Annotated in this window: 18 protein-coding genes; 11 read left to right on the top strand and 7 right to left on the bottom strand. The window is 41.3% G+C overall.

The annotated features are described in order from the left end of the window. Nucleotides 1-128 precede the first annotated feature (128 nt). Together nadC and KO530_RS04530 are read right to left on the bottom strand one after the other, a co-directional pair. Entirely contained in the window at nucleotides 129-968 is an 840-nt protein-coding gene (gene nadC, locus KO530_RS04535; RefSeq protein ID WP_216047213.1) for a carboxylating nicotinate-nucleotide diphosphorylase, read from the bottom strand. 60 nt (nucleotides 969-1,028) lie between these two features. After that, nucleotides 1,029-1,553 (bottom strand): retropepsin-like aspartic protease family protein, encoded by a 525-nt coding sequence (locus KO530_RS04530; RefSeq protein ID WP_216047212.1) that lies wholly within the window; start codon nucleotides 1,551-1,553, stop codon nucleotides 1,029-1,031. 57 nt (nucleotides 1,554-1,610) lie between these two features. Here KO530_RS04530 and ampD point away from each other — a divergent pair, with 57 nt between their 5' ends. The 8 genes from ampD (at nucleotide 1,611) to KO530_RS04490 (ending at nucleotide 11,457) form a co-directional block, all read left to right on the top strand. Continuing rightward, the gene (gene ampD, locus KO530_RS04525; protein WP_216047211.1) at nucleotides 1,611-2,186 is read left to right on the top strand and encodes a 1,6-anhydro-N-acetylmuramyl-L-alanine amidase AmpD; all 576 of its coding nucleotides are present in this window, start codon (nucleotides 1,611-1,613) and stop codon (nucleotides 2,184-2,186) included. Between the two features lie 72 nt (nucleotides 2,187-2,258). After that, complete coding sequence (gene ampE, locus KO530_RS04520) at nucleotides 2,259-3,083, top strand: beta-lactamase regulator AmpE (protein ID WP_216047210.1); 825 nt, start codon at nucleotides 2,259-2,261, stop codon at nucleotides 3,081-3,083. A 287-nt stretch (nucleotides 3,084-3,370) separates the two neighbouring features. Further along, nucleotides 3,371-4,126 (top strand): pyruvate dehydrogenase complex transcriptional repressor PdhR, encoded by a 756-nt coding sequence (gene pdhR / locus KO530_RS04515; protein ID WP_216047208.1) that lies wholly within the window; start codon nucleotides 3,371-3,373, stop codon nucleotides 4,124-4,126. A gap of 134 nt (nucleotides 4,127-4,260) precedes the next feature. Beyond that, nucleotides 4,261-6,933, top strand: coding sequence for a pyruvate dehydrogenase (acetyl-transferring), homodimeric type (gene aceE / locus KO530_RS04510; RefSeq protein ID WP_216047207.1), 2,673 nt, complete (start codon nucleotides 4,261-4,263; stop codon nucleotides 6,931-6,933). Between the two features lie 15 nt (nucleotides 6,934-6,948). Then, a complete protein-coding gene (aceF, locus tag KO530_RS04505; protein WP_216047206.1) occupies nucleotides 6,949-8,943 on the top strand; it encodes a dihydrolipoyllysine-residue acetyltransferase in 1,995 nt (664 codons plus the stop codon). A gap of 151 nt (nucleotides 8,944-9,094) precedes the next feature. Next, the gene (lpdA, locus tag KO530_RS04500) at nucleotides 9,095-10,516 is read left to right on the top strand and encodes a dihydrolipoyl dehydrogenase (RefSeq protein ID WP_216047205.1); all 1,422 of its coding nucleotides are present in this window, start codon (nucleotides 9,095-9,097) and stop codon (nucleotides 10,514-10,516) included. 168 nt (nucleotides 10,517-10,684) lie between these two features. Further along, complete coding sequence (locus KO530_RS04495) at nucleotides 10,685-11,095, top strand: GFA family protein (protein WP_216047204.1); 411 nt, start codon at nucleotides 10,685-10,687, stop codon at nucleotides 11,093-11,095. A 116-nt stretch (nucleotides 11,096-11,211) separates the two neighbouring features. Beyond that, complete coding sequence (locus KO530_RS04490) at nucleotides 11,212-11,457, top strand: DUF1289 domain-containing protein (RefSeq protein ID WP_216047203.1); 246 nt, start codon at nucleotides 11,212-11,214, stop codon at nucleotides 11,455-11,457. Between the two features lie 38 nt (nucleotides 11,458-11,495). Here KO530_RS04490 and KO530_RS04485 read toward each other — a convergent pair whose 3' ends face one another. From KO530_RS04485 to KO530_RS04475, 3 genes are read right to left on the bottom strand one after another with little or no spacing between them, the layout of a single operon-like run. Further along, the gene (locus KO530_RS04485; RefSeq protein ID WP_252728827.1) at nucleotides 11,496-12,395 is read right to left on the bottom strand and encodes an alpha/beta fold hydrolase; all 900 of its coding nucleotides are present in this window, start codon (nucleotides 12,393-12,395) and stop codon (nucleotides 11,496-11,498) included. Nucleotides 12,396-12,397: 2 nt separating this feature from the next. Beyond that, nucleotides 12,398-13,201 (bottom strand): hypothetical protein, encoded by an 804-nt coding sequence (locus KO530_RS04480; RefSeq protein WP_216047202.1) that lies wholly within the window; start codon nucleotides 13,199-13,201, stop codon nucleotides 12,398-12,400. Between the two features lie 37 nt (nucleotides 13,202-13,238). Then, complete coding sequence (locus tag KO530_RS04475; RefSeq protein WP_216047201.1) at nucleotides 13,239-14,687, bottom strand: WS/DGAT/MGAT family O-acyltransferase; 1,449 nt, start codon at nucleotides 14,685-14,687, stop codon at nucleotides 13,239-13,241. A 213-nt stretch (nucleotides 14,688-14,900) separates the two neighbouring features. On the opposite strand from KO530_RS04475, the gene KO530_RS04470 reads away from it, so the two are divergent. From KO530_RS04470 to KO530_RS04460, 3 genes are all read left to right on the top strand, one after another. Further along, a complete protein-coding gene (locus KO530_RS04470; protein WP_216047200.1) occupies nucleotides 14,901-15,731 on the top strand; it encodes an HDOD domain-containing protein in 831 nt (276 codons plus the stop codon). Nucleotides 15,732-15,913: 182 nt separating this feature from the next. Continuing rightward, nucleotides 15,914-16,717: a DUF481 domain-containing protein gene (locus tag KO530_RS04465; RefSeq protein ID WP_216047199.1), complete on the top strand. Its 804-nt coding sequence runs from the start codon at nucleotides 15,914-15,916 to the stop codon at nucleotides 16,715-16,717. Between the two features lie 144 nt (nucleotides 16,718-16,861). Further along, on the top strand, nucleotides 16,862-17,629 hold the full coding sequence (locus KO530_RS04460) for a DUF481 domain-containing protein (protein ID WP_216047198.1): 768 nt from the start codon (nucleotides 16,862-16,864) through the stop codon (nucleotides 17,627-17,629). Nucleotides 17,630-17,699: 70 nt separating this feature from the next. Here the strand turns inward: KO530_RS04460 and KO530_RS04455 are convergent, their stop codons facing one another. Together KO530_RS04455 and KO530_RS04450 are read right to left on the bottom strand one after the other, a co-directional pair. Then, nucleotides 17,700-18,833 (bottom strand): hypothetical protein, encoded by a 1,134-nt coding sequence (locus KO530_RS04455; RefSeq protein ID WP_252728825.1) that lies wholly within the window; start codon nucleotides 18,831-18,833, stop codon nucleotides 17,700-17,702. Nucleotides 18,834-18,979: 146 nt separating this feature from the next. Beyond that, nucleotides 18,980-19,624: a methylamine utilization protein gene (locus KO530_RS04450; protein WP_216047197.1), complete on the bottom strand. Its 645-nt coding sequence runs from the start codon at nucleotides 19,622-19,624 to the stop codon at nucleotides 18,980-18,982. Nucleotides 19,625-19,765: the final 141 nt, after the last annotated feature.

Here is a 19,765-nt window from a genome sequence, read left to right as displayed (position 1 = left end):
ACGTTTGCGTTTGATGGCGTCCTCGTTGAATTCATAATCAGTATAGAACGAGATCCGTTACTGACAAGTATGCAGAAATATACTCAAGTCTCTTTCATCAAACAATTTTGCCGTCTATAAATAGTTAACTAATTGATTCTAAGAGATAAATCAATTGATTTGACATCCTTGGTTAAAGCCCCTGATGACACAAAATCTATACCTATTCCCCGCAAATTATGCAATTTTTCTTCGGTTATATTGCCCGAAACTTCCAATTTCACTGTTTTTTGATTGATCAATACTGCTTGACTAAGCATTTCGTGATCAAAATTATCCAACATCACAATATCTGCCCTTGCATCTATCGCCTGTTTCAGCTCTTCGAGGCTTTCCACTTCCACTTCCACCTTGGCTTGCGGCATATTTTGGCGCGCTTGTTTAACTGCGTTGGCAATAGAGCCGCACGCCAATATGTGGTTTTCTTTTATAAGGAAAGCATCAAATAAACCAATACGATGATTTTCGGCACCACCGCATTTTACCGCATATTTCTGTGCCATGCGCATACCAGGTATGGTTTTACGGGTGTCTAATAAGGTAATCCCGCTACCCGCGAGTAAATCAACGTAGGCTTTCGCCGTGGTTGCAGTTCCAGATAATGTTTGTAAAAAATTAAGCGCAGTACGTTCAGCGGTTAGTATGGAACGGGCAGAACCGGAGAGCTCACAGAATATTTGATTGGCCTCACACACATCTCCGTCGGCCACTAACCAATTGACTGTAATGTCTGGGTTAACTTGTCTAAAGGTTTCAGTTGCCCATTGTATACCGCATATTGTACAGTCTTCTCGGGTTAGAATAGATGCTTTTACCATCACATCATTACTAATTAATGCCGCGGTAATGTCTCCATCTATTGGGCCTAAGCCATTTAAATCCTCGTCAAGCGCTTGCTCAACATCTTTTATTATCGAGTTTTGATTCATATATAAGTCACACAAGTAAAGTAATCGCAGATTAGCCAAGAGGTAATCTATTTAATATCGTTAATGTCGCAGTATTAACCAATCACCACGTTGAGTAAATTCCAACTGTTTGAGTACACTCATACCTAACAGAATTTCATCACTTAACATACCGGGGTTGATACTGGCACGCACGTCGTTTATTCGGATCGAGCCTAAGTCAAGTTGTTGGATGTTAGTTTGCGCTACAGTCACATTGCCGTTAGCGGTTGAAACGGAGTATCTAGCGCCACCGACTAAACCTAATTCATTGGCCAAATGAGCTGGAACAGATACATTGGTTGCGCCTGTATCTAATAAAAAGGTAACAGGTTGTCCATTAATCAGGCCACTGGCTACATAATGGCCCATACGATTGCGCTTGAGCTTAACTTCAGCGGCACCGTTGTTTAGCTGACTTTGCGGATTTTGATTTGGATTTTTTTGTTTTTCTAAACGATCACCAAAAAATAGCGATAGCAGCAACAGACCGACTATCCAAAACGCAAAAAACATCCATTTTCCTATTTTAGTGGAGTTTTCCGCTGGTGATTGATTTTGTTCCATTCTATACCCTGCTATGCTGCTTCTTTATCGCTTATATATTAACGGCTATTTTTATATATGGTCTCAGACACCAGATTGCAAATAAACGCGGGTTGGCTAGATTCGGTTCAACGTTCTGAATGTGAGCATTTTGATTGCAGACCAGCGAACCATGATATCAGTCTATTGGTAATCCACAATATATCATTGCCTCCCGGTGAATTCGGCGGCCCGCATATTTTAGATTTTTTTGCTGGAAAACTTCAGCCTCACAGCCATCCTATATTTGAACAAATATATCAGATGCGGGTGTCATCTCATTTGTTGATTCGACGAGACGGTCAAATTATCCAATTTGTAGGATTCGAAGAACGCGCTTGGCATGCTGGTGTTTCGTCCTTTCAAGGTCGTACCAGATGCAATGATTTTTCAATTGGCATTGAGTTGGAAGGGACAGATAATACCGCATATAGTGAACAGCAATATGCAGCATTGATTCAAGTCACTAACGTTATTGTTGAAAAATACCCATTAATTACTATAGGTAGAATCGTCGGCCATAATGATATTGCTCCAGGACGTAAAACTGATCCTGGGGTGAGTTTTGATTGGCCAGGCTTTAGGCAACAGATTAGTTTCAGCAAGAGCATATAAGGCCGAGGCCTGCAGCGCTTTTTTGCAGCAAACACTTTTTTATAATGAATATAATAAATAGAAGGAAGTTACATGACATTAATTAGCTTGATTGTGGTTTTGATGGCAGAACGTGTAGCCACTCAAACCAAGTATTGGCGAGAGAGTTTCTATAATGGCCTTTATCAACGTTTTTTAATGAGAAAAAATATCTTTTCTGAAGATATGTCCACTGCCAGTTTTTTAGCGGTGGTTATTCTTCCTGCGCTAATCCTTCTAATATTAATCAATAGCGTTGATAACGCTTTGACTAGACTCATTCTTGATACCGCGATTTTGATGGTATGTATAGGCTGTCCCAATTTGCGAGATGTGTACAAATGTTATCTGCAAGCGGCTAATCGAGGTGATTTTCAGGCTTGTACTATGTATGCCGATCAGTTGGGCCACAGTGGAGACAGCCCAGGCTCATTTGGCCAAGAATTGGTATGGTTGAACTATCAACATTATGCGGCGGTGATTATTTGGTTCGCGTTGCTTGGCCCTGCGGGTGCGGTTATGTATGTTTTGGCAAGAAGCACAACTCATGCTTACAAAACAGAGTTTCAAAATGAATTAAGCATAGCCCAACAATTAATGGCTATTCTTGATTGGCTACCTGCAAGAATTACCGCTTTAGGGTTGTTGCTGATGGGGCACTTTTCTCGCGCATTGCCAATTTGGTTGAAGTATTTATTTGACCTTAATGTTTCGGCAAAAGAACTTTTATGCAAAGTCGCCGACGCCGCAGAAGAAGTCGATATTAACAAAGAGGACTATACTGAAGAGCCTTGCACTTTGGTGCGTTTAGCCAAACGAAATGTGATGTTTTTAGTGGTCTTAATATCAGTGTTATCGCTTTCTGGTTGGTTGAGGTAAATTAAACACCCTAAATGCTATCATTGAATGTAATGGTCTGACCTCGCTTTAAAGGCCTTTAAAAATACGTTGTTTAACAATTTTCGAATTTAATTAACAGAATCATTGAACAAGTTTTTTAGGTAAAAGGTTTACGTAATTAAATAACTAGTCTAACCTATTAGGTAAAATGGTCTTACCAATTTGCAGTGTGGGGTGTAGCAAACTAAGTTTTTTGCTAATTAACACTATGGCGAGTCCTAAAAATATGGCAGGTCCTAACATTTTTTGAGGAAGCACACGCAAATATGCAACGCATACAGTCGAGAAAACTTTCTGATGTGATCACTGAACAGCTTGAATCGATGATCATTGATGGGCGTTTATTAGCTGGTCAAAAGTTACCTTCGGAACGTGAGCTCGCCGAGAATTTCGCCGTATCTAGACCGTCATTACGTGAAGCGATTCAAAATTTAGAAGCTCGCGGTTTGCTGTTACGCAAGCAAGGCGGTGGTACCTTTGTTAAGCGTAATCTTACTGCATCGGTTACCGATCCTCTTCTGGATCTAATTGCTAAACGACCTGAAACTCAATTTGATTTACTCGAATTTCGTCATGCTTTAGAAGGCATGGCTGCATATTATGCTGCGCTGCGAGGCCAGCCAGAAGACTACGTTAAATTAGAAGAAGCACTAGCGTCCATTTCGGAGCTTTCTAAAAAATCAGACAAAACAGATTTATCTAAAGCCTTGGTAGATTTTTATCTCGCCATGGCTAAAGCCTCACACAATTTGGTGTTAGTGCATGTTATGCGTAGCTTGAAGTCGATGTTGCAGGAAAATATTAAAGCTAACTTTGAAATGTTAGCGATTAGAGACGATGTCACTGACATCATTCATAAACAACGTGAAAAAATATTGGCTGGAATAGTTTCTCGTGACCCGGAAACTGCTAGGCAAGCAAGCAATGAACACTTGGCGTTCATTGAAGATATCTTGTTAGAAATAAACCGACAAGATACCAGAATTCAACGGGCACTTAGAAGAATTGAAATACAGAAATAACCTTATTGGCATTGTTAATATTGCTAATTTATGTAATTTACTTACTGAACTGAAAGAAAAGAATATAAATTTAAACTATTCTTTATTTTCTCGGTCAGTAAATTTTAACTTTAAACTAACTAAAGGAAAGCACCATGGCTGATATGATGCATCCGGATGTGGATCCACAAGAAACCCAGGAATGGATAGAAGCACTAGACGCAGTACTTGAAGAAGAGGGTGTGGAACGCGCTCACTACTTATTAGAAAGCTTGATCGAAAAGGCTCGCCGTAATGGTGCTTACCTGCCGTACACAGCTACCACTGCCTATATAAACACCATTCCCGCAGGTCAAGAACCGACCATGCCTGGGGATCAAACGATTGAAGCTAAAATTCGTCAAGCAATTCGTTGGAATGCAATGATGATGGTTTTACGCGGCTCTAAGAAAGATTTGGAGCTAGGTGGCCATATATCAAGTTTTGCATCTTCAGCTATGCTTTATGATGTCGGTTTTAACCACTTTTTCCGTGCGCCAAACGAAAAAGATGGCGGCGACTATTTATTTGTTCAGGGCCATGTTTCTCCTGGAATTTATTCTCGCGCATACATTGAAGGTCGTTTAACTGAAGATCAGCTTGATGGTTTCCGTCAGGAAGTGGATGGCAAGGGGATCTCCTCTTATCCTCATCCTAAGTTAATGCCTGATTTTTGGCAGTTCCCAACTGTATCTATGGGCTTAGGTCCAATGCAGGCTATCTATCTAGCTCGCTTCTTAAAATACCTCACTAATCGTGGACTAAAAGATTGTTCAGAACAGCGTGTATGGTGTTTCATGGGCGATGGTGAAGTTGATGAGCCTGAAAGTTTAGGTGCTATTGGTCTAGCCTCTCGTGAAGGGCTAGATAACTTAACATTTGTCATCAACTGTAATTTGCAACGTCTTGATGGTCCTGTTCGTGGTAATGGTAAAATTATCCAAGAATTAGAAGGGACTTTCCGCGGTGCTGGTTGGGAAGTGATTAAAGTCATTTGGGGACGTTATTGGGATCCTCTATTGGCACGGGATACCTCTGGCAAGTTACTCGATGTAATGAATGAAACTGTCGACGGTGAATACCAGAATTACAAAGCCAAAGGTGGCGCTTACACTCGCGAAAACTTCTTTGGTAAGTACCCAGAGTTAAAAGACATGGTGTCAAACATGTCAGATGACGATATTTGGCGCTTGAATCGTGGTGGACACGACCCAGTAAAAGTTTATGCTGCATACAAACGTGCTTCAGAAACACAAGGTCGTCCTCAGGTTATCCTAGCTAAAACCGTTAAAGGTTACGGTTTAGGTTCAGCTGGTGAAGGCAAAAACATTGCTCACAACGTCAAGAAAATGGACATAGATGCGGTTCGTCAATATCGCGACCGTTTCAATATTCCAGTTGCTGATGACGATCTTGAAAACTTACCTTATTACAAGTTTTCTGAAGATAGCCCTGAATTGACTTATCTCAGACGCCGTAGAGAAAAGCTGTTTGGTTATATGCCAACCCGTTTAGCGGACAGTACTGAAGATTTACCAGCGATACCGTTAAAAGCGTTTGAAGCAATCACTAAAGGGTCAGGGGAGCGTGAAATCTCCACTACTATGGCGTTTGTTCGCGTATTAACCGTGATGCTCAAAGACAAACAAATTGGTAGCCGTATCGTACCAATTATTCCAGATGAAGCCCGTACTTTTGGTATGGAAGGTTTGTTCCGCCAGGTAGGTATCTATTCTAGTCAGGGACAAAAATACGTTCCTCAAGATGCCGATCAAGTAGCCTATTATCGCGAAGATAAAAAAGGTCAGGTGTTACAAGAAGGTATTAACGAACTTGGTGCTATGGCATCTTGGTTAGCTGCCGGTACTTCTTATTCAACCAATAACCTACCTATGATTCCGGTCTACATTTATTACTCCATGTTTGGTTTCCAACGTGTGGGTGATATGGCTTGGGCTGCGGGTGATAGTCAGGCTAGAGGTTTCTTAGTTGGTGGAACAGCAGGTAGAACCACACTAAATGGTGAAGGTCTGCAACACCAAGATGGACACAGCCATGTACAAGCGGCTTTGATTCCAAACTGTGTAACTTACGATCCAACTTATGGTTATGAAGTAGCTGTGATTGTGCAAGACGGTTTACGTCGCATGGGTGAGAATCATGAGAATGTATTCTATTACCTAACCGTAATGAACGAAAACTACGTTCAGCCAGAAATGCCTAAGGGTGCCGAAGAGGGAATTATTAAAGGTATTTATTCTCTTGAAAAAGTAGGTACAGCTAAGAGCAAGAAGAAAGTTAAGTTGCTTGGTTCTGGTACTATTTTGTTGCAAGTTCGTGAAGCTGCGCAACTGTTGAAAGATAAGTTCTCAGTTGCCTCTGAAGTATTCAGTGTACCTTCATTTAATGAATTGGCTCGTGATGGTTTAGACTGCGAACACTTTAATATGCTAAACCCAGACAAAAAAGCCAAAGTACCTTATATCACTAGCGTGCTTGAAGAAGGGTTTGACGGCCCGACTATTGCTGCGACCGACTACGTTAAAAACTATGCTGACCAAGTTCGTGCATTTGTGCCAGGTCAATATAAAGTACTAGGGACCGACGGTTTCGGTCGTTCTGATAGTCGTCCTAACTTGCGTCATCATTTCGAGGTTGATGCTAAGTTTATCGCCCTTGCAGCGTTAACTGAGTTAAGCAAAGCCGGTGATATTGATAAGAAAGTTGTGCTAGATGCTATCAAAGAGTTTGGTATTGATGGCGATAAACTTAATCCGCTTTACGCGTAATTGGGAGGACTCAAAATGTCAGATTTAAAAGATGTATTGGTCCCCGATGTGGGCGGTGAAGAAGTTGAAGTCATTGAAATCTGTGTTTCTGTAGGTGACGATGTCGAAGCAGAAACGTCGCTGATAACGGTTGAAAGTGATAAGTCCAGTATGGATATTCCGGCGCCGTTTGCAGGTTCGGTTGCAGATATTTTGGTGAAGGTAGGTGACAAAGTCAGTCAAGACACTTTGATCATGAAACTTGCCGCTGCGGGCGCGTCCTCTGAAGCGGCTGCTTCAGAGTCAGCACCAGAACCAACGGCAGAACAACCTAAAGCCGCTGCTGCAAGTGCTAGCAGTGAAGTGATTGAAGTTAAGGTGCCTGATATTGGTGGTGACACTGATGTTGATGTGATTGAGGTACTGGTCGCCGAAGGCGATAAGATTGATGCAGAAACGGGTTTAATCACCTTGGAAACTGATAAGGCGACCATGGACGTACCTTCGCCTGCTGCAGGTGTGGTGAAGTCGCTTAAAATCAAAGTCGGAGACAAAGTCTCTGAAGGAACTTTGATACTTGAATTAGAAACTCAAGGTGCATCAGATTCTGCCGCGGATACTGCGCCTAGCGCTGCTGAATCGGCACCATCGCCAGCACCAGCACAACAAGCATCTGCGCCAGAAGCCCCTGCAGCTGAAGAAGTTGACTCGGGTGAACAGAGCACCTCAGTGATTGATGTAAAAGTACCTGACATCGGTGGTGATACTGATGTTGATGTCATTGAAGTATTGGTTGCGGTTGGCGATGAAATAGAAGCTGAAGCAGGCTTGGTGACTTTGGAAACCGATAAAGCCACCATGGATGTACCGTCACCGAAAAGTGGTACGGTTAAAAGTGTCGAATTAAAGGTTGGCGATAAAGTATCTGAAGGTAGTTTGGTTATCACATTAGAGGTAACTGAAAAATCAGCACCCAAAGCAGCTGCTCCAGCACCTGCACCTGCTCAACAAGAAGCGGCACCTGCAGCACCTGCCAGAGCTGAGAATACCCGTAAGCCACCGGTTCCGCATCATCCATCTGCGGCCGACAAAAAATCCAGTGGTAAAGTTCATGCTTCACCGTCGGTGCGTCGCTTAGCGAGAGAATTTGGTGTAGATTTAACACAGGTTGCTGGTAGCGGTCCTAAAAAACGTATTTTAAAAGAAGATGTGCAATCTTTTGTTAAATACGAATTATCACGTCCTAAAATGACCCCTGGGTCATCTGTTGGAAGTGGTTCAGGTGGTTTGCAAGTACTAGCTCCACCGAAAGTTGATTTTGCTAAGTTTGGTGAGGTGGAAGAAGTTCCACTAACGCGAATTCAGAAAATCTCTGGACCAAACCTGCACCGCAATTGGGTAACGATTCCACATGTTACGCAATTTGAAGAAGCCGATATAACGGAATTGGAAAAATTCCGTAAAGAGCAAAACGTCATCGCTGAAAAACGTAAACTAGGGGTTAAAATTACACCTTTAGTCTTTATGATGAAAGCGGTAGCCGATGCGCTTAAAGCGTATCCGGTATTCAATACGTCTTTGTCTGAATCTGGCGAATCACTTATCCAGAAAAAGTATTACCATATTGGTATTGCTGTTGAGACTCCAGGAGGACTTGTTGTTCCTGTAGTACGTGATGTGGATAAAAAAGGTATTGTCGAACTTTCTCGAGAACTTACTGAAATTAGTATCAAAGCCAGAGATGGAAAACTTAAAGGTCCGGATATGCAGGGCAGCTGTTTTACTATCTCTAGTTTAGGCGGCATTGGTGGTACTGCATTTACGCCTATCGTAAATGCGCCTGATGTGGCTATTTTAGGTGTTTCGAAAAGTGAAATGAAACCAAAGTGGAATGGTAAAGATTTTGAGCCAAGACTCATGTTACCGCTGTCATTATCTTACGATCACCGTGTGATTGATGGTGCTGTAGCTGCACGTTTTGCGGTTCATTTGAGCAACGTGTTGGCTGATCTTCGCCAAATTCTACTTTAGGTCATAATTAAGTGCGCTTTTGCTTAAATCATGTTGAAGCGCACTTTTTTGATATTTTTCGTGTTTAGTCGTGCTTTACTTTGCTAACATAAAGTCGCAAAGGTAGTATTTTACAGGTCTGTCAGAATAGAATTCGAAATTTGAGGTCATAATGAGCGAAATTAAAACTCAACTGGTTGTGCTAGGTGCAGGACCTGGTGGTTATTCAGCAGCGTTTAGAGCTGCCGATTTAGGTATTGAAACAGTCATCATTGACTCCCGTGAAACCTTAGGTGGAGTATGTCTTAACGTAGGCTGTATCCCTTCTAAAGCGTTACTTCACGTAGCTAAAGTAATTGATGATGCGAAAGAAATGGCTTCACACGGCGTTGTGTTCGGTGAGCCTAAAATTGATTTAGATAAAGTACGTGGCTGGAAAGACAGTGTAGTAGGGCAACTTACTAAAGGTTTGTCAGGCATGTCTAAAATGCGCAAAGTTAAATTTGTGCAAGGTTACGGTAAATTCACCGGTTCTAATACCCTTGAAGTAGAAGGGAAAGACGGTAAAACAACCATTACTTTTGATAACGCGATTATAGCTGCTGGTTCAGAGCCAGTTTCACTTCCCTTCATTCCAAACGATGATGATCGAGTAATCGATTCTACAGGCGCGTTGGAAATGAAAGATATCCCTGAAAAAATGTTAGTTTTGGGTGGCGGTATCATTGGTTTGGAAATGGGGACTGTTTATCGTTCTCTAGGTTCGCAAATTGATGTGGTTGAGTTTTTAGACCAGTTGATTCCAGCTGCTGACAAAGACGTCATCAAAATTTATCAAAAATACGTTAAAAACAAATTTAACGTCATGTTGGAAACAAAAGTAACAGCTGTTGAAGCTAAAGACGACGGTTTATACGTTACTTTTGAAGGTAAACAAGCACCTGCTGAGCCAGTTAGATACGATAAAGTACTAGTGGCAGTTGGACGTCGTCCAAATGGCAGTTTAGTTGCAGCCGATAAAGCTGGCGTGAAAGTAGATGAGCGCGGTTTCATTAACGTTGATAAGCAAATGCGTACCAACGTTAGCAACATCTATGCGATTGGTGACCTTGTTGGCCAACCTATGCTTGCTCACAAAGCGGTACATGAAGGTCATGTTGCTGCAGAAGTTATTGCTGGTAAGAAGCATTACTTTGATCCTAAATGTATTCCTTCAGTTGCCTACACTGACCCAGAAGTCGCTTGGGTAGGATTAACTGAAAAAGAAGCTAAAGAGCAAGGCGTAAGTTATGAAACTGCCTCTTTCCCTTGGGCTGCTTCAGGCCGAGCTATTGCTTCTGGTCGTACTGAAGGTATGACTAAAATGATATTCGAAAAAGACACTAACCGTGTAATCGGTGGCGCAATTATCGGTATCAATGCGGGTGAAATGTTAGGTGAAATTGGTTTAGCCATTGAAATGGGCGCTGATGCTGAAGATGTTGCTTTGACAATTCATGCTCACCCAACGTTAAATGAATCAATTGGTTTAGCTTCTGAAATATTTGAAGGAAGTATTACTGATTTGCCAAACCCAAAAGCAAAGAAAAAGTAATTCTCTGAACGATACAAAGAATGCCAGTCTGCGTTGAGCAAACTGGCATTTTTTATGTCTGCAGGTTTTATCTGGTTTTATCATCACCTGAGCTTATGCTTCTATAATTAGGCGGGGGGATGAGCTAGATTCGTTTTGCTAAATAAAATTATTATAAGAGGAATTATTATGCCGCAAGAAATTAAAGGTAGCTGCTTATGTGGTGCAGTGACCGGTCAGGTTCATGGACCTTACAAACGTTTTTATCAATGTCATTGTGATCGCTGTCAAAAGAAAACTGGCTCAGCGTTCGCTTCACTAATATTTACCGATCCTGACAATATCCAATGGCACAGTGGTGAAGATAAAATAAAACGTTTTGATCTACCAAATGCGGTGCGCTTTAGTAATGTTTTTTGCTCTGATTGCGGCTCACAAGTGCCTTATTTAACCCGTGATGGCAGTATGCTGTGCATACCTGCTGGCTTCTTAGATGGCGTTCCAGATATTACGCCCCAAGCGAATATATTTTGGGAAGAAAAATTTGCTTGGTACGATGATGGCCAAGCGGCACCTAAATTTGCCCAATATCCAGAATAGTATTGGATTAATTGAATTCAGATCATTATTAAAATCATAATTGGTATTTCGCCTACTTTTGAATAAGGGTGTAAACTATAGGAAATGATCTGAATTTATGAATAAAAGTCGCCACTGTGGATCAACTCGAGTTTTTTGACATCCCTAGCCCCTGCATCGGTGTTTGCCAATCAGGTAAAGGGGGCTATTGTACGGGATGTTTCCGCAGCAGGGACGAAAGGCTGTATTGGAATCAGACTACACCTTATGCCAAAAGGGTTATTATAAAAGCTTGTCAGAGACGCAAAGCCATAGCCTCACGCAGGAAAAACGGCGATGCTAAAACAACAACACCTCAGCAAACAGACATGTTTGATGAGTAACGGCCTTTCCCACAGACTTCAACTGCGGTAATTGTATGTTAATTGGCTAACTTAGCGATACTGCTGATGATTTGATCCCAAGCCTCTTCAGGCAATGTGTGCCCCATACCTTTAATAATAACTAGTTCACAATTTTCGATGGCTGCGGCTGTGGCTATCCCACACTCGACGGGAACAAGCGGATCACAATCACCATGGATCACCAGGCTCGGTAATTTAATCTTATGTAACGCTGAGGTTCGATCAGGTGAGGCTAATATTGCACAGGTCTGTCGCCACACGCCATCAGGGTTAAATGAGCGTTCTCTGGCGTGCTGCATAAGTGTTGCTATCTTCTTTTTATCAAAATTGAAATAGTCACCATTGAGCATTTTCCATAATTTTAAAGAATAATGTAGGTAAGCTTTAGGATCTTTAGGCGGCGGCTGTATGATTTTTAACATTACCGACTTTTTGGGTTTAGGTAGCGTTCGGTTACCGGTAGTAGACATAATAGAGGTTAAACTGGCCACCCTATTTGGATAATCTATGGCGATACATTGGGCGATCATTCCACCCATAGATACTCCTACTAAATGGCAGGTAGCAATGTTTAGATGATCTAATAATGCAACTGCATCACCGGCCATCGTATGTAAATCGTAAGGAACGTGCAGCTTTTTACCAAACAATTGATTGGCCGCGACTGAAAAAATGGTTGGCTTTTTTTGACCTTGTAATAAGGTACTTCTGCCAATGTCGCGATTGTCGAAACGGATCACCCAATACCCTTGGTCCACCAATTTTTGACAAAATCGTGGATCCCAATGAATCATTTGAGTTGCTAGGCCCATTATCAACAATAGGGGTTTGTCTTTTGGGTTACCAAAGGTTTGGTAACACAACGTAATTCCGTTTACGTCCGCGAACAGCTCTTCGCTATTAGTTACTTCACTCAAATTTATGCCCTATCAGGATTTGGATACAGAACTCTATGTAAGGTTTTTTGTCTGAATGGCTGCCATTGGCCTTCTTTTTGCGCTAATCGATTGGCGACAATCCACAATACCTGAGAATTATGTCCTAAGCCCATATGGCTACCTTTCACCTCAATATTTTCCGATTGTGGATGCAAATGTTCATTTGAGTTGATACATGATTGCCAGTGAGCTACGCCGTCACTACGGGAAAAAATAGCTGAACTTGGAACCTGTGGTGGGGGAATAATTCGTTGTGCTGCATCTGGTTCTCGTTGATTTAAATCGCCATTTATCATCTCAAACATTTTAGCCGCTACGGGGGCAGAACCCTGAGGGCCATTAAATGGACTGCCTAACGAAATAACTTGTCGTACACAATCAGGAATTACACGGGCAATTTCTCTTGCCAAAATGCCACCCAAACTCCAGCCCACAAGGCTGACCTTGGCATCGTGTTTGACATGCAACTCAATGACTTTATTGAGTAACTGGTCACTCACGATATGCTGTCCACCTACAATGTGGGTGCCTAGGTTTCTTCCTAAGCCCCAACCATGAGGTTTATAACCTTTCATTTTGAGAAAGGTACGTAGAGGTTTAGTCGAAATATCCGAGGCTAAGAAGCCAGGCAAAACCATCACAGGATGTTTGTCACCACGAGGAGCTTGCAGCAATAAAGGCATCAATAAACTGGTTGTACCGAATTCGAAAAGCGATCTGCCCTCCGAGAGCATATGGCGCTTTTTGGGACGATTGTTTGGCAGTGTCGCTATTTCGTTATTCATATAAACTCTCTACTTCTTTGGTTATATACTTCGTGCTTTATTTTTCATTTAACAAAGCGTTAAACGCAGCCATGTTGGCTTGCTTCTTCTGCACGGCAGCTTCCAATTCATTAGCGGAATCTAATATGCATTTAGTTAAAACATCTATATCGGGCATCAAATTGGCTGAACTTGTTGGACTGATTGTGATCGTCCCGTCGTAGCTTAGCACTGGCATAATTAACCCCATACCATCAAAAATGGGCCCGGTTCCCATATTGGTAAGTAACTTGTGTCCGCCTAGATACAACGGAATATTTGGCCCCGGCACGTTTGTAATTACCAAGTTGAAAAATGGTTTATGCCACTTGGCTAACGCTGATCGTGTATAAAATCGTGAAGCTACACCAGCTAAACCGAATGGAATTAAGTCTGCGTATCCCATTAGACTTTTAGCGTCTATTGCTTCTTGGTACAGCTTACCAACTAGGGTATTAACATGGATTTTCTCCAAACGCTTAATCGGGTCTGCCTCATTTGTAGCCAATTGGATGTACATGGCTGATACCTGATTTCCCATCGCGTTCTTTTCATCTTTCGAACGGGTAGAGACAGGCACCATAGCTACCAATGGTTGCTCAGGCAATTCCCCTTTAGCTAATAGGTATTGGCGCAACGCACCGCCACAAATAGCCAATATCACATCGTTTAGGGTAGCCCCATCAACCACTTTACGTATTGCCTTTACCCGATCAATTTCGAGTAAAGCGGAATTCCATTTACGTTCTTGCTCAACCACCCCATTAAATGGCGTTTTTGGAGCGCGGAAGGGCAGGGTTGGCATTTTAATGCCATGTACACGGGACAGATAACTGGCTTTTAAGGTGGCCTTGCCTGTATCCCATAACAATCCCGGCAATTTTCCCGGAATAGTAACTAAGTTATACGCACTACGAGCCATAAGGTTCATCGCGCCAGGGATCTTTTCTTGGGGTTTGGATACTTTCGCGGGGACCGGCCGAGGTTTGGGAGTGACATCCCACATCATGGCCATTAAATCTGCACCTGATTTACCATCGAAACCAGAATGGTGTACTTTAGTTATTATCGCGACAGATCCTTTCGGTACTTGCGATACGTTGTCTAAGCCTTCAACAAAAATAAATTCCCAAAGCGGTCTGCTCCTATCTAGACATGTTGAAAAATGCTGAGATGCAGCATAACGCAGTTCCTTCCAAGAACCCGGCGCAGGTAATTTCATGTGTCGTATATGTAAACTCAAATCGAAATTGGGATCTTCAATCCAGTAAGGTCTATCTAGGCTTAGGGGAACGGTAACCAGTCTTTCGGTGAGCTTTGAAACTAGATGGATACGTTTTTCCATAAATTCGTAAAACTCTTCGAATTTCATCGATCCTTCCATTATGCATACGCCACCTATATGCATCGGGACTTTTTCAGTTTCTAAAAATAGAAAAGTTGCATCTAAACCTGAGAGTTCTTCCATCCTGCTTCCCTGTTAACAAACCGTTATAAATATACCGTACGCCTAACAACGTAAATATCAACTTTTTTTTGTGGTTGGATAAGCAGTGCGGCTGAAGCCTTGGTTAAATATGAAAACCCATAACTATGCACAAAAAAAAACCGCAATTTGAGTTCAGCATGACTATAATGTCCACTACTATCAATCACATCTCATCCAAAAGTATTCGTATTTATGCAAGCAATTGATTACGCAAAAAAAGCTAGCACCTCATTTGCCCTGCCAGACATTTGTCTGCGTATTCGGCAAATGTTAGATGATCATCAATCAGACGTCGAAGATATCGGAAACCTTGTTAGCTTAGATCCATCACTTGCATCCAAATTACTTAAATTAGCCAATAGTCCATTGTTTAGATTCCGCTCTCAGGTCGATAACATTGGTAAAGCAGTAAACATACTAGGTGGCGAAGCACTATATAATTTAGTTATGGCTGAAACTGCGAAAGATGCATTCGACTCTTTGAGTGATGAAAATGTGGATCTGAAGCGATTTTGGAAACAGAGTTTATTCACTGGTTTAGTGGCTAAGCATTTAGCCAAATTAGCGCGAGTTAGAGGTTCTGATCGGTTCTTTTTGTTGGGTTTACTGCATAATTTAGCAGAATTGGTGGTGACGAAAGAGAGTCCTGAGTTAGCTGCTAAATGTATTCCAGCAGATCAGGCAACAGTGCCATTTGCGCTGCAAAAAAATATACTCGGATTTACTTATCCACAATGTAGCTCAACGATTTTGCAACTTTGGCAACTACCGACGCAAATTTCATTGCCCATCATGCATATCACCGATGAAGATTATGCTATGGGTAACAAAGAGGTCGCTATTATGCATGTGGCTGCCATTGCAGGATATATGCTGGCGACGAACTTCCCAGGAAACCTGCCTGAAACAATTAATCCAGCGATCTTAGCAAGTGTAGATTTGGATGTTGAAGTACTTGTTGATGCTATCACTTTCAGTAAGCAGGAAATAAACCAAATGATGTCTATCTTCAGTCCTTACTAACTCGCTAGCATTAAACATCGTCAAGCTTGTCGCTAAAAGCAGACATATCTTTGATATGCAATGTAGGAACGGGTTGAAAGTAGCATTTGTTTGATTTTTAATCTATTTTAGTGCTGCATATTGTTACGTTATTATATACAATGTCGCAAAAATAGAACAAATTCTAATTTAGATCGGTTTATATGAAGTTAATTTGCGCCACCATTTGCCTTTTCATCAGTTTTTCCAGTAGTGCACGCACTGATGTAATTCGAGCACTTTTTCTCGCTGATGCACCTTTTCATGGTGATGCGACTGCTGAACATCACGACTCTTTCACCATGAACGGTGAGTTCGGAGTTATCTATGCCGATGGAAATACCACAGGTACTACGGTTACCGGTAAGTTAAATGCTAAACAAGATCTGCTTAAATGGCATCACCGTTACGTGGCAAAAGTACTGTATAAACAAAACGAACAAGTTATTGATGAAAATAGTGAATTAGTTACCAGCGCACAGAATGTTTTCGTTTCAATGCAATCAGATTTTAAATTAAAAAATCCCACTAACCGTCTATTCATGTACGGTGAATACGAAGATGATCGATTTAATTCATATCGTTACCAAGCCGCTTTAGCTGTGGGTTATACAGAGCAATTATGGTCTGATAAAGAGAGTGAGTTTACCTACAGTGTCGGGCCAGGGTATGCGCGCTCGATTGCCAAAGAAAATACTGATGTGTTAGATCAAACTGGTGTTATAATCCGCGCGGCAATGGAATACGAGAAAAAATTCAATGATATGGCAACGTTCAGGCAATATTTAAGCACTGAAACCGACGATGAGTTTTCACGCTCTTTTTCGGAAACTTCTTTGGCGGCAAAAATTAATGGTTCTTTGGCTATGAAGTTGTCTTTTAATATGACCCATAATCGTTCACCTCAAGAGTTGGACGAACCACTAGATACTCAAACTTCCGTCACATTGGTATATCAGTTTTTTTAATTGAATTGCTAAAAATAACCATGAATCAGCAACTTGGTACATTTTGTGTTTACCATCTTGGTGGTTTGAAACGTTTCAACCAATATTCAGTAAAACAATAATAATATCAGCTGTTTTTATTTTAATTAAAATCAGGAAAGTCGAATGAAAAAATCAGTTTTATGTTCAGTTATATTTTGCGCCCTAGCAGCAAATGTAAGCGCAGAAGAAACTAAACCTTTTACCATGGATGGCGAGTTTGGCTTAATCGTCACTTCTGGTAATACTGAAACTACTTCCGTTAAAGGTAAGTTGTCTGCTCATCAAGAACTAGAAGAATGGAGTAACGACTTCATTATTGAAGGGTTATACAAAAAAGACCAAGTAACAGTTGATGAAGAAACTGTTACACAAACCACGGCACAGAAGTGGTTCGTATCTGGTCAGGCTAACTATAAACTAGAAAACCCAGACCATCGTTTATTTGGTTTTGGTTCTTACGAAGATGACCGTTTTAGCAGTTATGATTATCAATCTACCGTCGCTGTAGGTTGGAACCAAAAATTGTGGGCAGACGAAACGTCGTCATTTGAATACAGTATCGGTCCTGGTTATTCTTATTCTAAGACTCAGAGCACTGAAGACGCGGATGGAAATTTTGTAGCGGGTGAGACTGAGAAAGGTCTGATTGTACGTGGTGCATTAGATTATCAGTGGAAAATCTCAGATACCGCTACTTTTAAACAGTTGTTATCAACAGAAGTTGGTGAAGATAATACAAAATCTAAATCTGTGACGTCGTTATCTGCAGCAATAAATGGTTCTTTGTCTATGAAATTCAGTGTGACTTTGGATCATAACTCTGGTGCATCTGATGATACTGAAAAACTAGATACACAAACTGCAGTCACTTTGGTTTATACCTTTTTCTAATCCCTGCTTGTTTGATATTTGCTTGAAGCCGGCTTTTTACGCCGGCTTTTTTATGTTTTACGCAAGGCGTTTACCAACGAAATTGCGCCACCAATAGAGTTTGCTGCTGATTTGCATCTATCGAAAGGTCTAATTGGGCTCTGTTTTGTGCTGTATTCTTGTTGAAATGCTGCTCTATACCTAACTGCCAATTTTCATCAATATCGTAGCGCCAAGCTAAAGTTAGCCCGTAGCCATCACTGTTATTCATGTCGGTGGGGAAAACATCATCTTCAGATACTATAAACCTGTCATAACGCAGGCTTATTCGGTGCTGTGATACTGTATGGCTAAGCATTAAATACCAAGCATCAAAATCCACGTAAACATACTTTACGCCCATTACAGTACTGCCGGTCATAATTTGGCTAATCAGCCGTGTATTGGCGTCTAATTTATGTTGCATGGAAAACGAATGGAATTTAGTGCGCCAACCATAAAGTCGTTGACTGTTAACAGCTAACGGATCAGCTTGATTATCGTAATAATAATAACGAAAGCTTGATTGGTTGAAATAGCTCAGATGCAAGCCTGTATAAAACCCCCAACGTCGGTCTAGTTCATGGAAAGGTTCTACATAGTCAGGATGAAATATAAAGTCAGTATCAATCACCGTCGGGTAGGCAGCAAAGTTGACTCTGTCATTGTTAAGAGACTGTCGGTCGTGCATCGCAAAGCCGCGCCAACTTATTAAGGTTCCAAGAGGATCATTACCTTTGAAAGTCGCCGCAACAATCTCCCACGTCCAAGGGCTTCTTCTTGCTCTGCCAGGGCTATAAAATGATAGCTCTAGACCTAGCGTTCGCATTTCTTCTCCTACCCAGCTATTGATTGCCGATTGGGTATAGGTGTAGGGAGATAGCCAGCCTGCATCGACATTTTCCAATGACAAGCGTGGGTAAAAAAAGCCAGCTCGCCCTTTGAATTTGATTTTTTCAGGGCTTAAAGGTTTATAGTTTAAAAACGCTTGAGAAAACCCGAAATGTTGTTCACCGTCAGCATAATAATTCGCCACGGCATCTACACTTACGCTGGAGGTTATGTCTAAATTTGTGTGCAACAGAGCTTGTTGAATACCTAATTTACTTTCATCGTGACGAAGAATACCGGTACCTTGATGTTGGTACGATTGCCAACTGTCAGCATCAGCAAGGTAAATTTGCATTAGGCCGCCAATCTGATTTGCCACGGCTGGTGTTACAACACTTATACATACCAACAAGCTAAACACAAAGTTGGCAATCAACGTTTTGCACAAAAGGTAATTTTTAACTATCAATAGCAAAGTTCCATGTTGATTAGCATTACACTCTATTCGTAATCGGTTAGTTTATCTGCTTGTTGATCATAAAAACTAAGGTCTTGTAATAGCTTTTCTTTTAGAGAAAAGCGCGCACTAGTTGGAGCATCAACATTAATCATTTGGGTCAAAGCGTCGAAATCATCTTGAATTCTAGGATGCCAAATTTTGACTTTGTAATGACCTTTAGGAACGTCTATTGTTACTTTTCCATCTTGAGTGGTTTTTGCAAAATAAGGCGTATCTACCACCCAAATATAAGCAAGCATCCAATCATGAACATTACAACCGAGTTCTACTTCACCTTGATTATCAAACAGCAATGGGTCGGCGTTTGATCCTTTATACAACTTTAACTCAAATTGTTTAGTTGGAGAAAAGGAGTAAACATGGTGTTTGATTGAATCAGAATTAGGAAATACTACTTTACTGCCTTTTTGAACCGCTAAAATGTGTGGCATAAATTGACGGTCTACTTGATCCATGACCGCAATATCTTTGCTAATTTCGGCAACGGCAACATCGTCTTCAGGCTCTAGGTAAACGACAGTTTGGAAAACAGGGGTATTGTTATGACTCACAACGTCAATTGTTACCGGTATCGCGAACGCTTTAAGGCTAACAAACACAGTGCAAACCCAGAATATCTTATGCATCTAAGTACTTCCCAAATCTCGTTGGCATTATAATTAATACCAGTAGAACGAGTTTTTAACCAATAAATTTCTTATTAATATACCTTGTTATGGGCAAGGTTACATTTTAATTGATGGCTTGATTGGTTGTTCAGTTCTGAG

Origin of the sequence: Aliiglaciecola lipolytica, assembly GCF_018860635.1 — a bacterium.
Classification (GTDB): domain Bacteria; phylum Pseudomonadota; class Gammaproteobacteria; order Enterobacterales; family Alteromonadaceae; genus Aliiglaciecola; species Aliiglaciecola lipolytica_A.
The sequence above is the reverse complement of the archived record's forward strand: the minus strand, read 5'-3'. Positions and strand labels throughout refer to the sequence as shown.

Excerpts from the sequence above, each read along its gene's own strand:
- aceE (WP_216047207.1), top strand. The coding sequence starts at position 4,261 with ATGGCTGATATGATGCATCCGGATGTGGATCCACAAGAAACCCAGGAA.
- KO530_RS04460 (WP_216047198.1), top strand. The coding sequence starts at position 16,862 with ATGAAAAAATCAGTTTTATGTTCAGTTATATTTTGCGCCCTAGCAGCA.
- KO530_RS04530 (WP_216047212.1), bottom strand. The coding sequence starts at position 1,553 with ATGGAACAAAATCAATCACCAGCGGAAAACTCCACTAAAATAGGAAAA.
- nadC (WP_216047213.1), bottom strand. The coding sequence starts at position 968 with ATGAATCAAAACTCGATAATAAAAGATGTTGAGCAAGCGCTTGACGAG.
- ampE (WP_216047210.1), top strand. The coding sequence starts at position 2,259 with ATGACATTAATTAGCTTGATTGTGGTTTTGATGGCAGAACGTGTAGCC.
- KO530_RS04480 (WP_216047202.1), bottom strand. The coding sequence starts at position 13,201 with ATGAATAACGAAATAGCGACACTGCCAAACAATCGTCCCAAAAAGCGC.
- KO530_RS04450 (WP_216047197.1), bottom strand. The coding sequence starts at position 19,624 with ATGCATAAGATATTCTGGGTTTGCACTGTGTTTGTTAGCCTTAAAGCG.
- KO530_RS04455 (WP_252728825.1), bottom strand. The coding sequence starts at position 18,833 with ATGCAAATTTACCTTGCTGATGCTGACAGTTGGCAATCGTACCAACAT.
- KO530_RS04465 (WP_216047199.1), top strand. The coding sequence starts at position 15,914 with ATGAAGTTAATTTGCGCCACCATTTGCCTTTTCATCAGTTTTTCCAGT.
- pdhR (WP_216047208.1), top strand. The coding sequence starts at position 3,371 with ATGCAACGCATACAGTCGAGAAAACTTTCTGATGTGATCACTGAACAG.
- lpdA (WP_216047205.1), top strand. The coding sequence starts at position 9,095 with ATGAGCGAAATTAAAACTCAACTGGTTGTGCTAGGTGCAGGACCTGGT.
- ampD (WP_216047211.1), top strand. The coding sequence starts at position 1,611 with ATGGTCTCAGACACCAGATTGCAAATAAACGCGGGTTGGCTAGATTCG.
- aceF (WP_216047206.1), top strand. The coding sequence starts at position 6,949 with ATGTCAGATTTAAAAGATGTATTGGTCCCCGATGTGGGCGGTGAAGAA.
- KO530_RS04470 (WP_216047200.1), top strand. The coding sequence starts at position 14,901 with ATGCAAGCAATTGATTACGCAAAAAAAGCTAGCACCTCATTTGCCCTG.
- KO530_RS04475 (WP_216047201.1), bottom strand. The coding sequence starts at position 14,687 with ATGGAAGAACTCTCAGGTTTAGATGCAACTTTTCTATTTTTAGAAACT.
- KO530_RS04495 (WP_216047204.1), top strand. The coding sequence starts at position 10,685 with ATGCCGCAAGAAATTAAAGGTAGCTGCTTATGTGGTGCAGTGACCGGT.